Annotated in this window: 17 protein-coding genes and 2 pseudogenes; 16 read left to right on the forward strand and 3 right to left on the reverse strand. The window is 35.7% G+C overall.

The window, feature by feature from the left end; all coding sequences use genetic code 11:
- Positions 1-97 precede the first annotated feature (97 nt).
- The 6 genes from CKV74_RS03030 (at position 98) to mnmG (ending at position 6715) form a co-directional block, all read left to right on the forward strand.
- Positions 98-1093, forward strand: coding sequence for a BtrH-related acyltransferase DarH (locus CKV74_RS03030; protein WP_095176725.1), 996 nt, complete (start codon positions 98-100; stop codon positions 1091-1093).
- Entirely contained in the window at positions 1090-1800 is a 711-nt protein-coding gene (locus tag CKV74_RS03035; protein WP_007242498.1) for an ABC transporter ATP-binding protein, read from the forward strand. The genes CKV74_RS03030 and CKV74_RS03035 overlap by 4 nt, the downstream gene beginning before the upstream one ends.
- 3 nt (positions 1801-1803) lie before the next feature.
- On the forward strand, positions 1804-3045 hold the full coding sequence (locus tag CKV74_RS03040) for an ABC transporter permease (RefSeq protein WP_095176726.1): 1242 nt from the start codon (positions 1804-1806) through the stop codon (positions 3043-3045).
- The gene (locus CKV74_RS03045; RefSeq protein ID WP_007242393.1) at positions 3045-3332 is read left to right on the forward strand and encodes an acyl carrier protein; all 288 of its coding nucleotides are present in this window, start codon (positions 3045-3047) and stop codon (positions 3330-3332) included. The genes CKV74_RS03040 and CKV74_RS03045 overlap by 1 nt, the downstream gene beginning before the upstream one ends.
- Complete coding sequence (locus CKV74_RS03050; protein ID WP_007242454.1) at positions 3333-4316, forward strand: beta-ketoacyl synthase N-terminal-like domain-containing protein; 984 nt, start codon at positions 3333-3335, stop codon at positions 4314-4316. It abuts the gene before it with no gap.
- Positions 4317-4825: 509 nt separating this feature from the next.
- Positions 4826-6715 carry a tRNA uridine-5-carboxymethylaminomethyl(34) synthesis enzyme MnmG gene (gene mnmG / locus CKV74_RS03055; protein ID WP_007242482.1) on the forward strand — a complete coding sequence of 630 codons (1890 nt, stop codon included), beginning with the start codon at positions 4826-4828 and terminating at the stop codon, positions 6713-6715.
- Between the two features lie 118 nt (positions 6716-6833).
- On the opposite strand, the gene CKV74_RS03060 is transcribed toward mnmG, so the two are convergent.
- On the reverse strand, positions 6834-7247 hold the full coding sequence (locus tag CKV74_RS03060) for a macro domain-containing protein (protein WP_007242373.1): 414 nt from the start codon (positions 7245-7247) through the stop codon (positions 6834-6836).
- Between the two features lie 252 nt (positions 7248-7499).
- Between CKV74_RS03060 and CKV74_RS10650 the strand changes: the two are divergent.
- Positions 7500-7826: pseudogene (locus CKV74_RS10650) on the forward strand (transposase); the annotation flags it as partial.
- 42 nt (positions 7827-7868) lie between these two features.
- Here CKV74_RS10650 and copM read toward each other — a convergent pair.
- On the reverse strand, positions 7869-8240 hold the full coding sequence (gene copM / locus CKV74_RS03070) for a CopM family metallochaperone (RefSeq protein WP_095176727.1): 372 nt from the start codon (positions 8238-8240) through the stop codon (positions 7869-7871).
- 142 nt (positions 8241-8382) lie between these two features.
- On the opposite strand from copM, the pseudogene CKV74_RS03075 reads away from it, so the two are divergent.
- A pseudogene (locus CKV74_RS03075) lies at positions 8383-8516 on the forward strand (IS3 family transposase); the annotation flags it as partial.
- Between the two features lie 121 nt (positions 8517-8637).
- On the opposite strand, the gene CKV74_RS03080 reads toward CKV74_RS03075, so the two are convergent.
- Entirely contained in the window at positions 8638-9489 is an 852-nt protein-coding gene (locus CKV74_RS03080; protein ID WP_007242389.1) for an SDR family oxidoreductase, read from the reverse strand.
- Between the two features lie 167 nt (positions 9490-9656).
- On the opposite strand from CKV74_RS03080, the gene CKV74_RS03085 reads away from it, so the two are divergent.
- From CKV74_RS03085 to atpA, 8 genes are all read left to right on the forward strand, one after another.
- Entirely contained in the window at positions 9657-10013 is a 357-nt protein-coding gene (locus tag CKV74_RS03085) for a winged helix-turn-helix transcriptional regulator (protein WP_007242356.1), read from the forward strand.
- A 58-nt stretch (positions 10014-10071) separates the two neighbouring features.
- Positions 10072-10683: a 16S rRNA (guanine(527)-N(7))-methyltransferase RsmG gene (gene rsmG / locus CKV74_RS03090; RefSeq protein ID WP_039847806.1), complete on the forward strand. Its 612-nt coding sequence runs from the start codon at positions 10072-10074 to the stop codon at positions 10681-10683.
- A gap of 106 nt (positions 10684-10789) precedes the next feature.
- Entirely contained in the window at positions 10790-11158 is a 369-nt protein-coding gene (locus CKV74_RS03095) for an ATP synthase subunit I (RefSeq protein ID WP_095176728.1), read from the forward strand.
- Between the two features lie 41 nt (positions 11159-11199).
- On the forward strand, positions 11200-11997 hold the full coding sequence (atpB, locus tag CKV74_RS03100) for a F0F1 ATP synthase subunit A (protein ID WP_095176729.1): 798 nt from the start codon (positions 11200-11202) through the stop codon (positions 11995-11997).
- A gap of 56 nt (positions 11998-12053) precedes the next feature.
- A complete protein-coding gene (atpE, locus tag CKV74_RS03105) occupies positions 12054-12308 on the forward strand; it encodes a F0F1 ATP synthase subunit C (RefSeq protein ID WP_005699353.1) in 255 nt (84 codons plus the stop codon).
- Positions 12309-12345: 37 nt separating this feature from the next.
- Positions 12346-12816: a F0F1 ATP synthase subunit B gene (gene atpF / locus CKV74_RS03110; protein ID WP_007242441.1), complete on the forward strand. Its 471-nt coding sequence runs from the start codon at positions 12346-12348 to the stop codon at positions 12814-12816.
- Between the two features lie 12 nt (positions 12817-12828).
- On the forward strand, positions 12829-13362 hold the full coding sequence (gene atpH / locus CKV74_RS03115) for a F0F1 ATP synthase subunit delta (RefSeq protein WP_007242380.1): 534 nt from the start codon (positions 12829-12831) through the stop codon (positions 13360-13362).
- 12 nt (positions 13363-13374) lie between these two features.
- On the forward strand, positions 13375-14916 hold the full coding sequence (atpA, locus tag CKV74_RS03120) for a F0F1 ATP synthase subunit alpha (protein WP_007242450.1): 1542 nt from the start codon (positions 13375-13377) through the stop codon (positions 14914-14916).
- Positions 14917-14928: the final 12 nt, after the last annotated feature.

Consider the following 14928-nt stretch of genomic DNA (forward strand, 5'->3'; position numbering starts at 1 on the left):
GAATTGTGACAATGATCGTAAAAATCACTTAGTAGTTTAGTAAGAAAAAGAATCCTTACTTAAAGAAAGTACAAGATAGAGAGTAACTTCGAAATTTATGAAAAATTATTTTCAACATCAACATACAGCTCATTGTGAAAGTGGCGTTATATCCACCATGTTAAAGGCCTGCGGCATTCAATTCAATGAAGCCATGGTTTTTGGATTAGCTTCAGCTCTTACATTTGTTTATATTCCTCTTATAAAGATTAATGGAATGCCATTAATATCTTATAGAATGCCACCTAGAGCAATAATAAAAAACATATCAAAAATACTGGGAATAAAACTTAATTTACAAAAATTTAATTCTAAACAACAGGGAAAACAAGCCTTAGATAAAGCATTAACTGAAAATAAGCTAGTGGGATTGCAAACCTCTGTCTTTTGGTTACCTTATTTTCCACCTGAAATGAGATTTCACTTTAATGCACATAACTTAATAGTATATGGAAAAGAAAATGATGTATATCTAATTAGCGATCCTGTATTTGAAAATGTACAAAGATGTAATAGTGAAGATTTGCAACGAGCTAGATTTGCAAAAGGAGCGTTGGCAGCAAAGGGGTTAATGTACTATTTTGAAAACAAACCTAATATAGATAGTCTTAATCTATGCAATATAATAAAAAAATCGATTAAAAAAAATGCAAAACATATGTTATCCCCTATGTTTTTTATTGGTGTTAAAGGAATTCGTACAGTAGCAAAAACTATCGAAAAGATGGCTACCAGTAAAAAACCTGAAAAATATAATAGACTCTATCTTGGCCATATTGTACGCATGCAGGAAGAAATAGGTACAGGAGGAGCAGGATTCCGGTATATATATGCATATTTTCTTGAACAAAGTGCAATAATATGTAATGAACCTAAATTACAAAAAGCAAGCTTACAAATGACTGCTATTGGTGATATGTGGAGAGATTTTGCTTTACTCTGTGTAAAACAATGTAAAAAAAATGAAATACAAAAATATAAAGAAATTGCAACATATTTAATGTCAATTGCAGATAAAGAACAACAACTTTGGCAACAGCTACGTAATTTATGATTGAAATAAACCAATTATCCCATCAGTATTCTAATGCAATAAAACCTGCATTAACAAACATAAACTTTACTATTCAAAATTCATCTATCCTAGGACTTCTTGGACCTAATGGTGCTGGAAAAACAACATTAATGTCTCTGTTATCTGGATTGCAAAAAATTCAAAAAGGAGATATTTATATTGATGGTATTTCTTTTAAAAAACTAAGTAATAAAGAACTGCATAAAATATCACTTGTACCACAAGATTTTGCTTTCTATCCATTACTTACTGTATGGGAAAATTTAATATTTTTCTCATCTCTATATAATATAAAAGATAAAAAACAAATAATAAACATACTAAATAAAGTTAATTTAGAAGAACATAAAAATAAACTAGCAAAAAATTTATCAGGAGGATTAAAAAGAAGACTAAATTTTGCTATAGGATTAATAAACAATCCAAAAATAATATTCTTAGATGAAATTACAGTAGGAATAGATCCTGAATCAAGACAATTTATTTTAAAAACCGTATTAGAATTAAAAAATAATGGTGTAACAGTAATTTATACATCTCACTATTTACAAGAAATAGAACTATTATGTGATAAATTAGTAATTATAAACGAAGGTAATTTAGTTTATAAAGGTAATAAAGACGATATTTTAAAAGAAAATAAAACAATAGAAAGTTTTTACTTAGACTTATTAGATAAGGTATAAAAAGTGCTAATTTCATCTACAATAAAAGAATTCAGACTACTAAAACGTGATCTACATGGTGTTGCTGTTTTATTTATTATGCCAATATTATTTATGCTTATCATGTCAGCAGCATTAAGTAGTAATAATGAGCTTAATAATAAATCAGAAATAATATTACTTGGAGAAAACAATAATCTTAATAAAAATTTATTAGATCTATTAAATAAAGAAAAAATTAAAATAAAATTTGTTTTATTAGAGGAATTAAATAATTATCGTGAAAAATTACAACATGGTAAATTTGATTTACTTATAATTAATGAAAACACTGATAACACTACATTAAATGAAGATAAAAATTTACAATTATGGTTAAACCCAAGTATAGATAGAGCATGGTTGCTTGGTGTGAAAGGAATTTTACAAAAACATTATTCGCAATTGCGTATAAATACATACCTAAACAAAAATCATATTATTTTAGAAGGAAATAAACGTAAACAAATAAAAGAAATACAAAATAAAGTAAATAAACAATTAGATGAAAAATTCAATCAAATAAATTTATATTTAAAAAATGAAACATTACAGGAATTTTATATAAATCGCCAAGGAAGTGAAGTTAATAAACCAAACTCAGTACAACACAGTGTACCTGCTTGGCTAATTTTCGGCATGTTTTTCATAATGATTCCTCTTTCCAATGTTATGGCAATGGAACGACAAACCAACACCATAACACGCCTACGAATAGCTAGAGCATCTTCTTTTAGCCTGATTATGGCTAAATTAATACCTTATTTTTTTATAAATCAATTACAGTTCATCGGGATGATCGCATTAGGCTATTTCGTGCTACCCGCTCTTGATATGCCTACATTTTCACTCACCGGAAGCTATTATGCTTATGCTGTTTTATCCTGTACGATCAGTTTAGCAGCCTTGGGCTATGGGTTGTTAATTAGTGTAATAGCAAAAACAACCGAACAAGCTGTAGTACTTGGTGGTGGTGGGATTATTATCATGGCAGCAATAGGCGGTATTATGGTTCCAACTTATGTAATGCCTGAAATAATGCAAACTATTGCACAATTCTCACCGATGGGTTGGGCGTTAACCGGATTCCAAAATTTGTTATTAAATCAATATGATTTATCACAAATTCAACAACCACTTTATTTATTAAGTGGCTTCGGTATCATAACCCTCTCACTGGCAATGCTAATTTATCGCCGACAACTTCATACACAAACGAGATTTTAATGAGCTATATTTTTACTCTTGAACCACAAATACTTGAACAACAATTAAAAAAACTGATCATACAGGAAACTGAAAAAGACCAATTTTCGGCAGACGAAATAGACGATCATGAACCACTCTTTGGCCAAAATAGCCGAATTCAACTAGATTCATTAGACGCTCTACAAATAGTAGTAGCATTACAGGCTCATTTTAAAGTACGTCTACAGGGTGATCGGATGGTGCGTAAACATATGATGAATATTGCTGATTTAGCCAATTTTATACGCCACGAACATACAAAATAAATGAGTATCTATATTAACAGCACTATTGCTTTATTTGCTAAAGAGCAAAGCAAACGTTTAACGGAAATGTTGGGGGAAAGTAAAACTTTCCCTTATTTTGATGCATTTTCACAACCGCTATTATCGCTTTCATCACTTTATCAAAAATTAGATGCCTATTTATCTGCGTTGTTACAAAAAATGTCCTGGAATGCAGACGAGCTGTCAGAAATTCCTATTTTGTTAGGCTCAACGGGATATGTTATCAGCGATTGTGAATATCGTCTGCAACACAATCAACCATTGCCTAAACAATATGATCTCAGTGTGATAGCTCAAGAATTACAACAACGCTATCAATGTCCTGTCTTTAGTTTTGCTACATCCTGTACATCCTCAGCTCAAGCTATTATTTATGCCCATAAACTAATCAAAAATGGGCTCTATAAAAAAGCGATAGTCATAGGCTTTGAAAGTTTCAATCGATTAACCATGGAACATTTTCAAGCAATGAGTTTACTGCAAGTCAGTGGCCAATATATTCCTCTACAACAATCAAATGGCATTGTTTTAGGTGAAGGAATAGGCATTATTGCTTTAAGCAATCAACCTGATGATAGCAGCTACGAAATATTCGGAGCGGTAACCCATACCGATTATCATAATTTAACTAATAGTAATGAAAATGCCGTACAAACATTGCTTGATAAATGCCTTACTACAGCACACTTAAAAGCCAATCAGGTAACCGCAGTTAAAGTTCATGGTGTTGGCGGTCAATCTGATGCAATGGAACTCGATATCCTACAAAAATACTTTCCAGAGGCTCGAAAATTCATTATTAAATCACAAACCGGCCATACTCTCGGTGCAGCTGGCGCATTAGAAACAGCTTTACTATTAAATCAACCTTTGCCAGATGGTTATATCTTGAATTATTTTCTAGGTTTTGGTGGTGCTAATGTTGCTTGGATTATGCAAAAATCAAAATCTAATGATCTCTAACCAATTGCTCTAAACGGCCCCTTCATTTTCAGAGTTTTTCAAAAAACAACATGTAACTTATTGATTTTATTATAGTTAACATGAAAAATAGATTTTTTACTTTAATCCAGCAATCTAAGCTAAGATAAAGTAACATTCGAAAAATATACTGTGGATAAAACGTTAAAAAACACTGATAAAGCTTTGTATATCCACTAATAAAATCCATAAAAAATATTAACTGTGGATAAAACATAAAGTTATCCACAGCTTAAACAAGCTCAAAAAGTTATTTTCAGACAGTCAAAAAAATGACTTAAGATCTTGATAAAAAAGCTAAAAAGGATCTTTTCCACAATGGATCAAAAGCTAATAATAACAATAATAAGATCTTTATATATAAAAAGATCTTATTCTTACTAGCGAGGATCCTTCCGCATCCACTTATCGCCAATTGTTCTTTTAAGCAAAAGACTTTTTCAGGTAGAATGTGCGCCGTTTTTTTATGTCAGAATTAAACAGAGACAATAATGTTTTATACAGAAAATTATGATGTGATCGTCATTGGTGGCGGTCATGCCGGTACAGAAGCCGCATTGGCACCGGCCCGCATGGGATTAAAAACCCTTTTATTGACGCATAATGTCGATACCCTTGGACAAATGTCATGTAACCCAGCCATTGGCGGCATTGGTAAAGGCCATTTAGTGAGAGAAATTGATGCGATGGGCGGTCTTATGGCTCACGCAGCGGATAAAGCCGGTATTCAATTTCGTACTTTAAACAGCAGTAAAGGGCCTGCTGTACGTGCAACTCGTGCTCAAGCTGACCGTGTGTTATATCGTCAAGCGGTACGCATCGCACTTGAAAACCAACCAAATTTAGATATTTTCCAACAAGAAGTAACCGATATTTTAATTGAGCAAGATCGCGTTTGTGGTGTGGAAACCAAAATGGGACTTAAATTCCGTGCTAAATCGGTCATTTTAACTGCCGGTACTTTTTTAGCGGGTAAGATCCATATTGGTTTAGAACATTATGAAGGTGGTCGAGCAGGTGATCCGGCATCTATTACACTTTCTCATCGTTTAAGAGATCTCGGTTTGCGTGTAGATCGCTTAAAAACCGGTACGCCACCACGTATTGATGCGCGCACGATCAATTTCGATATATTGGCTAAACAACATGGTGATGCCGTATTACCTGTATTTTCTTTTATGGGATCAGTGGATGATCACCCTCAACAAATTCCTTGTTATATCACCCACACCAATGAACAAACTCATGAAGTGATCCGTAATAACTTGGATCGCAGTCCAATGTATACCGGTGTGATTGAAGGGATAGGTCCACGTTATTGTCCATCCATTGAAGATAAAGTGATGCGTTTTGCGGATCGTAATTCACATCAAATTTATTTAGAACCGGAAGGCTTAACCAGTAATGAAGTGTATCCAAACGGGATCTCTACCAGTTTACCATTTGACGTACAAATGGGCATTGTGAATTCCATGAAAGGTTTGGAAAAAGCTCGCATTATTAAACCTGGTTATGCGATTGAATATGATTATTTTGATCCACGTGACTTAAAACCAACGTTAGAAACTAAATCTATTTCGGGTTTATTCTTTGCGGGTCAAATTAATGGTACAACCGGTTATGAAGAAGCGGCAGCACAAGGTTTATTGGCAGGGATTAACGCTGGCCTTTACGTACAAGAGAAAGAGGCATGGTATCCACGCCGCGATCAATCCTATACCGGTGTATTGGTTGATGATCTCTGTACGCTTGGTACTAAAGAACCGTATCGCGTATTCACTTCTCGTGCGGAATACCGTTTGTTATTACGTGAAGATAATGCGGACATTCGTTTAACGCCAATTGCCCATAAATTAGGTTTGATTGATGAGGCTCGCTGGGCGCGCTTTAATCAAAAAATGGAAAATATTGAACAGGAACGTCAACGCTTACGCAGCATTTGGTTACATCCGCGTTCTGAATATTTAGAAGAAGCTAATAAAGTGCTTGGTAGCCCACTTGTGCGTGAAGCCAGCGGTGAAGATTTATTGCGCCGTCCAGAAATGACCTACGATATTTTAACTTCTTTAACGCCATACAAACCGGCAATGGAAGACCGAGAAGCCGTAGAACAAGTAGAAATTGCTATTAAGTATCAAGGTTATATCGATCATCAACAAGAAGAAATTGAAAAACAAAAACGCCACGAAAATACGGCAATCCCGGCTAACTTTGATTACAGCAAAGTTTCCGGTTTATCTAACGAAGTTCGTGCGAAGTTGGAACAACATCGCCCGGTTTCAATTGGCCAAGCGAGCCGGATTTCAGGTGTTACCCCTGCGGCAATTTCAATTATTCTGGTAAATTTGAAAAAACAAGGCATGCTAAAACGCGGCGAATAATGTTTAGAAATGAAAAGTGCAGTTAAAATAAACTGCACTTTTTTATTTTTATAACATATATAATAAAATCAAATAGTTACATGTTGTTTTTGCAAAAACTTAGAAAAAGGAAGGGACGTTATGCTGATATTGCAGGTGCTTTTTCCTGAAGTAACTTTTGGTAAATAGCTAGATCAATCTCCTTAAATACATTAAAGATCACGCTCATTTCAGGTTTTTTAGCCAAGAAATCTTGTACGGTTTGAACAGCTATTTCTGCTGCTTGTTGATTTGGAAAACGAAATTCACCAGTGCTGATGCAGCAAAAAGCGACCGATTTTAAACCGCTTGTTTTAGCAAGTTTTAAACATGAACGATAACAATCAGCCAGTAAAGTGCGGTCATTTTCACTGACGTTTTTATTAATAATTGGCCCAACTGTGTGTAGTACAAATTTAGACGGTAAATTAAACGCCGGCGTGATTTTTGCTTTGCCTGTAGCTTCTAATTCGTCTTGTGTATTTATTAATTCAAAACATGATCTACACCCCAAAAGTTAGACTAAACAACCAACTACCTAAGGTGCAGATTTTTTATGACTAAATACAATTTTCTTTTCAAACAACAAGTCATCGAATTTTATCTTCAAAATGGTAAAAATCGTTCACTTACCCGCAGGCATTTTCAACTTGCCGAAACAACATCAGAATGTTGGGTTAACCAATTTAATTATAATAGAATCAATAGGTTAGCATCGCTGGGTAAGAAGTGAAATTACTCACCTGAATTTAAACTTAACGTGATACAAGCTGTAACAAGGCTTGAAGGCACAAAACCAATTTTGCATTCTAACCAAGGATGGCAGTATCAAATGGTCGGTTATCAGGCGATTTTACGAGAGAATGGCATTCAACAGAGTATGTCAAGGAAGGTAAATTGTTTAGATAATAGTGCGATGGAAAGCTTCTTTGGACGATTAAAAACGGAATGTTATTACGGTAAATGATTTGAGACGTTCTAACAACTGGAAAAAACGATTCATGAGTACATTCGTTATTGCAACCATGAGCGCATTCAGGGGAAACTAAAAGGGCTGAGCTCTGTGAATTACAGAACTCAGTCCTTGAACTAAATCAGTCTAACTTTTGGGGGCAGATTATTTTACGGAGCTTTTTTATTTTTTATTGTGCGCTTTAAGCCATTTTTGCATTTGTTCAATTTCCGCTTGTTGTGCGTTAATAATATTCTCAGCAAGCTTACGCATCTCAGGATCTTTTCCGTATTTTAATTCAACTTCCGCCATTTTTACTGCGCCAATATGGTGTGGCAACATACCTGCTGCAAAAGCAACATCAGGATCTTTATATTGCGCAGCTGCCATCATGTCTTGATGCATTTGACTCATACCTTGCATTAATTCTTGTTGCATTGCAGAATCTGTCGACATTGGCATATTCATGTGTGCTTGATGCGGTTGTTCATTAGCTTGGGCATAAATTGAAACTGCAGCAGCGCTAAGTGTGATAAAAGTCATAAGTTTTTTCATGTTTTTCTCCTATGTGATAACTGAATGAGCACGAATCATAAACCTTGACCTAAGGTTAAAGTCAATATTTATTCCGAAAATTTTTGGTGAGGTGCTAAAATAAGACAATGTTTGATATGAGGGATATAATCATAAAGCAAAAGGACGATTAAAAACGGAATATTATTACGGTAAACTATTTGAGACGTTCAAATAACCGGAAAAACAATTCTCGAGTACATTCATTATTACAACCATGAGCGTATTCAGGGGAAACTAGAAGGACTCAGTCCTTGAACTAAATCAGTCTAACTTTTTGGGGGCAGATCATTCTCCTTATTTTTATTACTTCCCGAATAAACAAATGCCATTTAAAAATGGTGCGATAATAACCGCACCTTGTTTTAGTTAAATGTTATTAGTGGGATAAAGCTTGTTTCACTGCTACATCCAATCCTGCTGTTGGACGGTCAAGCAATTTTTCAAGGGTTTTGTCTTCTGAGAATAATGCACCGTTTGACGCATCCACATCCCATTGTGCAATTAAGCCTGCAAAGCCTTCATCTAATCCCGCTTGCACAAGTGCTGCAGCATAATCTGCTGCAGGAATATCCACGTAAGGGATATCTTTACCTGTTTGTTTGCTGATTTCTGCGGCAAGATCGGCTAATGTCCAGCTGGTTGATCCGGCAAGCTCGTAAGTTTGGTTTTCATGCCCTTCACTTAATGCAACGTTTACCGCTGCTTCAGCAAGTTCTGCACGAAGTACAGACGAAATTTTGCCGTTTTTTGCTGAACCGTAGAAAGCATTGTTTGCTAATGCCGCCGGAATTGAAGCCGTGTAGTTTTCGGTGTACCAACCATTGCGTAAAATAGTGTAAGTAATGTCTGAGGTTTTTAGTGCAGCTTCAGTTTCAACGTGCTCACCGGCAAGAGATTTCACTGTGTTGCCGTTGGTTGCACCGAGTAAGCTGGTATAGATAATATGTTTCACGCCGGCTTTTTTCGCTGATTTAATTACGTTGTTGTGTTGTACAAAACGCTGACCTATTTCATTACTTGATACTAAAATTAATGTATCTACACCTTGTAACGCTTCTACTTGTCCTTCTGTTTTTGAATAATCAAATTTGCGGGCTTCTACACCTGAAATTTTTTCTGGAGAGCGTACAAGCGCGATGACGTTTGCTTGTTTTGCTTTTAATAAGTCTAATGCGATTGCGCCAAATTGACCTGTTGCACCAGTAATTGCGATAGTTTTAGTTGTCATGATGTTTTCCTTCTCGTTAAGTTGAAATGATGTTTGAACATTTGATTGTTCGCTTGATGTGACGTATTATATTTCAATACTTACTTTTGAGAAGTACTTACATAAACGTAAGTTTTTGAGGTTTTTTTAAAATAATTTTTAACTTGTTGATTTTTAAGGAATTAAAAATGGAAAAAATTTTTGAGCGTGGCAATGTATTAGCTTCAGACTGTCCTTCTCGGCAAATTTTGAATCATTTAACCAGTCGTTGGGGGGGATTAGTATTAGTGAGTTTACATTCTGGCACAAAACGCTTTAGTGAACTTCGCCGAGCTATTGATGGTGTAAGCGAGCGAATGTTAACGAAAACTCTGCAAGAATTGGAAGCAGACGGGATGTTAATTCGTAAATCCTATAATACCGTGCCACCGCAAGTGGATTACACATTAACAGAATTTGGGGCTGAAGCTTCCAATAAGATGTTCGAATTGGTAGATTGGTTGGAAACGAATTTAGGGAATATTTTGGCAAGCCAGAATAAATAATCTTTCAAGGTAGGCATTTTCAAGTAGAATGGCGACAACAGACAAGATAGATAGAAAAATGAAAGCAAAACTCGAAAATTTACTGACTCAAGCAGAAATCCAATTAACAGATCTACAAAAAGATCAACTGATCCAGTTGGTACAATTACTCAATAAATGGAATAAAGCCTATAACTTAACCTCTGTACGTGATCCACAGGAAATGTTAGTGAAACATATCTTGGATAGTATTGTTGTTAGTCCTTATTTACAAGGGGAACGTTTTATTGATGTGGGAACCGGTCCAGGCTTGCCTGGCCTGCCTTTAGCCATTATTAACCCCACCAAGCAATTTGTCTTGTTAGATAGTTTAGGTAAGCGTATTAGCTTTATTCGAAATGCAGTACGTGAGTTAGGACTAACAAATGTAGAACCTATTCTTAGCCGTGTTGAAGAATACCAACCTGAACAAAAATTCGACGGTGTATTAAGTCGTGCATTCGCTTCGTTAAAAGATATGACGGATTGGTGTCATCATTTGCCAAAAGAAAATGGGTATTTTTATGCTTTGAAAGGCATTTATCACGAAGATGAAGTTCAAGAATTAGACAAAAAATTTGAAATTAAGGATGTAATAACTTTGAGCGTACCTGAACTTGTGGGGGAGCGGCATTTAATAGTGATCAAATAATCATCTAAAAATGTGATTTAGTTAACATTTTTTCGTTTTCGAATTTGAATCTACTCTTTAGCGGAGTATAATCGAGAAGTTTTTTTCTATATATATATATTATAGTATGTCTCAGGTTTTATACCAAGCCAAAAATAATTACATAAAAGCCTTGGCTATTGAAACCATTCTATTGATAGTTTTATTTTTAGGTTTAAGCGTTTGGCAATGGAAGGGTGCGATAGCGTTTTCTCTTGGTTTTTTGAGTATTTTATTGCCTTTTATTGCTTTTTTTTGCATTGTTTTCTGTTGGCAAAAACAGCTATCAACGAAGCTAACCTCATTTTATCTTGCTGAAGCGGTTAAGTTTCTATTCACTATTTTGTTGGTTATAGCCTTCTTTAAATGGTTTGAAATTACTAATTTTTTACTGTTTTTTAGCGGTTTTATGGTGGCATTAATATTGAATAATTTGCTTCCTTTTTTGTTTAGATAAAACAGCATCCATTTTATTATTTTTTATACAGGGTATTTATTATGTCAGGACAAACCTCGATTGAGTATATCCAGCACCATTTGACTTACCTAACCACAGGGGAAGGATTTTGGACCTTTAATTTAGATACATTTTTCTTTTCTATCGTTTGCGGTTTAGTTTTTATTGGTATTTTTTATAAAGTAGCTAAAAAAACGACAACTGGTGTTCCAGGAAAATTGCAGTGTGCTGTTGAAATGGCTGTAGAATGGATAGATGGTGTCGTTCGTGAAAACTATCATGGAAAACGAGGGGTTATTGCGCCGTTAGCATTAACTATCTTCGTTTGGGTGTTTATAATGAATGCAATTGACCTTGTACCTGTTGATTACATCCCTCAACTTTTTGCTTTAATTAGCGGAGATCATCATATTCCTGTACGTGCCGTGCCTACTACAGATATGAACATGACCTTCGCAATGTCTATTTCTGTATTTATTCTAATTCTATTTTATACCGTGAAATCTAAAGGTGTTACAGGATTGGTTAAAGAATATACGTTACATCCTTTTAATCATTGGGCTTTTATTCCCGTAAACTTACTATTAGAGTCTGTTACTTTAATTTCAAAACCAGTCTCTCTTGCTTTACGTTTGTTCGGTAATATGTATGCTGGTGAGTTGATTTTCATTCTTATCGCAGTGATGTATTCAGCTAATGCTTTCGTTGCTGCTATGGGAGTGCCATTGCATTTAGTTTGGGCTATATTCCATATTTTGGTTATAACGTTGCAAGCCTTTGTTTTCATGATGTTAACTGTTGTTTATCTCAGTATCGCTTATAACAAAGCCGAACATTAATTAACTTTTTTATTCACAAACCGGGCGAAAGCCTTAACTCAACTTGGAGAAATCTTATGGAAACTGTAATTAGTGCAACAATTATTGCATCTGCAATTATGCTTGCTTTTGCTGCTTTAGGTACTGCAATTGGCTTCGGTCTTTTAGGTGGTAAATACCTAGAATCTGCAGCTCGCCAACCTGAATTAGCTAACTCACTACTTACAAAAATGTTTATCGTTGCAGGTCTATTGGATGCGATTGCTATGATTGCAGTTGGTATCGGCTTGTACTTTGCATTTGCAAACCCATTTGCCTCATTATTAGGTTAATAAACAACAAACAGCCTATTAAAGAAGGGGGTATGTTGTGAATATTAATGCAACATTAATTGGCCAAACTATAGCATTTATCATCTTTGTATGGTTTTGCGTTAAATATGTATGGCCACCAATTATTAAAGCAATTGAGGAACGTCAGGGCCAAATTGCAAATGCCTTGGCATCAGCTGAAGCAGCAAGAAAAGAGCAAGCCGATAATAAGGTTCTTGCTGAACAGGAAATTTCTAAAGCAAAAGTTCAAGCTCAAGAAATTTTAGATGCTGCCAATAAACGTCGTAATGAAGTTTTGGATGAAGTTAAAGCTGAGGCTGAAGAACTGAAAGCAAAAATTATTGCTCAAGGTTATGCCGAAGTAGAAGCTGAACGTAAACGTGTTCAAGAAGAATTACGTCTTAAAGTGGCTTCATTGGCCGTGGCTGGTGCTGAGAAAATTGTGGGTCGTTCTATTGATGAAGCGGCAAACAATGACATTATTGATAAATTAGTTGCAGAGTTATAAGAGGCTTAGCTTATGTCAGAATTAACTACAATAGCTCGCCCTTATGCAAAAGCTGCATTCGACTTTGCCATAGAACAAAGTGCGATCGAAAAGTGGACTGAAATGTTAGGTTTTGCTGCAGCCGTAGCTGAAAATGAAACTGTAAAAGCTTACTTAAGTAGTTCTCTTTCTGCACAGAAATTAGCTGACACAGTAATTTCTATTTGTGGCGAACAATTGGATCAATATGGGCAAAATCTTATTCGGTTAATGGCTGAAAATAAGCGTTTGAGTGCTATTCCTGCTGTGTTTGAAGAATTTAAGCATTATGCAGAAGAACACCAAGCTATTGCAGAAGTTGAAGTAACTTCTGCACAACCATTGAGTGCAAAACAAATCGAAAAAATTGCAGTGGCAATGGAAAAAAGATTAGCTCGCAAAGTGAAATTAAATTGCAATGTAGATAGCGCATTGATTGCTGGTGTCGTTATTCGTACAGAAGATTTTGTGATTGACGGAAGTAGTCGTGGGCAGCTTACTCGTCTCGCAAATGAGTTGCAATTATAAGAGGAATACAAGATGCAACTAAATTCGACTGAAATTAGTGAATTGATTAAAAAACGCATAGCTCAATTCGATGTGGTGAGCGAAGCCCGTAATACCGGAACAATCGTTTCTGTTAGTGATGGGATTATCCGTATCCACGGCTTAAGTGATGTAATGCAAGGTGAAATGATCTCCTTACCAGGCAATCGTTATGCGATGGCTCTTAACCTTGAACGTGACTCTGTGGGTGCGGTAGTAATGGGCCCTTATGCAGATTTAGCTGAAGGTATGGAAGTACAATGTACAGGTCGTATCCTTGAAGTGCCAGTTGGTCGTGGTTTATTAGGCCGAGTAGTCAACACCCTTGGCCAGCCAATTGATGGTAAAGGTGAAATTGAAAACGATGGGTTTTCTCCTGTTGAAGTTATTGCTCCTGGGGTTATTGATCGTAAATCTGTTGATCAGCCAGTACAAACTGGTTATAAAGCGGTCGACTCCATGGTCCCAATTGGTCGTGGGCAACGCGAATTAATTATCGGTGACCGTCAAACAGGTAAAACAGCATTAGCAATTGATGCAATCATTAACCAACGTGATTCAGGTATAAAATGTATCTATGTAGCGATTGGCCAAAAGGCTTCAACTATCGCAAACGTAGTACGTAAGTTGGAAGAACATGGAGCTCTCGCAAACACTATCATAGTGGCTGCATCAGCATCTGAATCTGCTGCATTACAATATTTAGCGCCTTATGCTGGTTGTGCAATGGGTGAATATTTCCGTGATCGCGGTGAAGATGCGTTAATCGTTTACGATGACTTGTCAAAACAAGCCGTTGCTTATCGTCAAATTTCATTATTATTACGTCGTCCACCAGGTCGTGAAGCATATCCAGGTGACGTATTCTATTTACACTCACGTTTACTTGAACGTGCTGCACGTGTAAATGAAGAATACGTAGAAAGATTTACTCAAGGTGCAGTAAAAGGAAAAACTGGTTCTTTAACCGCTCTTCCAATTATTGAAACTCAAGCGGGTGACGTTTCTGCATTCGTTCCAACCAACGTAATTTCTATTACTGATGGTCAGATCTTCTTAGAATCCAACTTGTTTAACTCAGGTATTCGTCCGGCGGTAAACCCAGGTATTTCGGTATCTCGTGTAGGTGGTGCGGCGCAAACTAAAGTAGTTAAAAAATTAGCTGGTGGTATTCGTACCGCATTAGCGCAATATCGTGAATTAGCAGCGTTTGCCCAATTTGCATCTGATCTTGATGATGCAACCCGTAAACAGCTTTCTCACGGTGAAAAAGTAACTGAATTATTGAAGCAAAAACAATATGCACCGTTAAGTGTCGGTGAGCAAGCAGTCTTACTTTTCGCTGTTGAATTTGGTTATCTTGAAGATGTGGAATTGCAAAAAATTGCAAGTTTTGAGTCTGCGCTTTTAGATTATGTTCATCGTAATCATGGTGAATTTATAGCTGACTTAACCAAAACCGGTAATTACAATGATGAAATCAAAAACACATTGAAAACCATTTTGGATAATTTCAAAGCTAATAGCGCGTGGTAATAAGCTCAACGG

Source organism: Haemophilus pittmaniae, from assembly GCF_900186995.1.
GTDB lineage: Bacteria > Pseudomonadota > Gammaproteobacteria > Enterobacterales > Pasteurellaceae > Haemophilus_D > Haemophilus_D pittmaniae.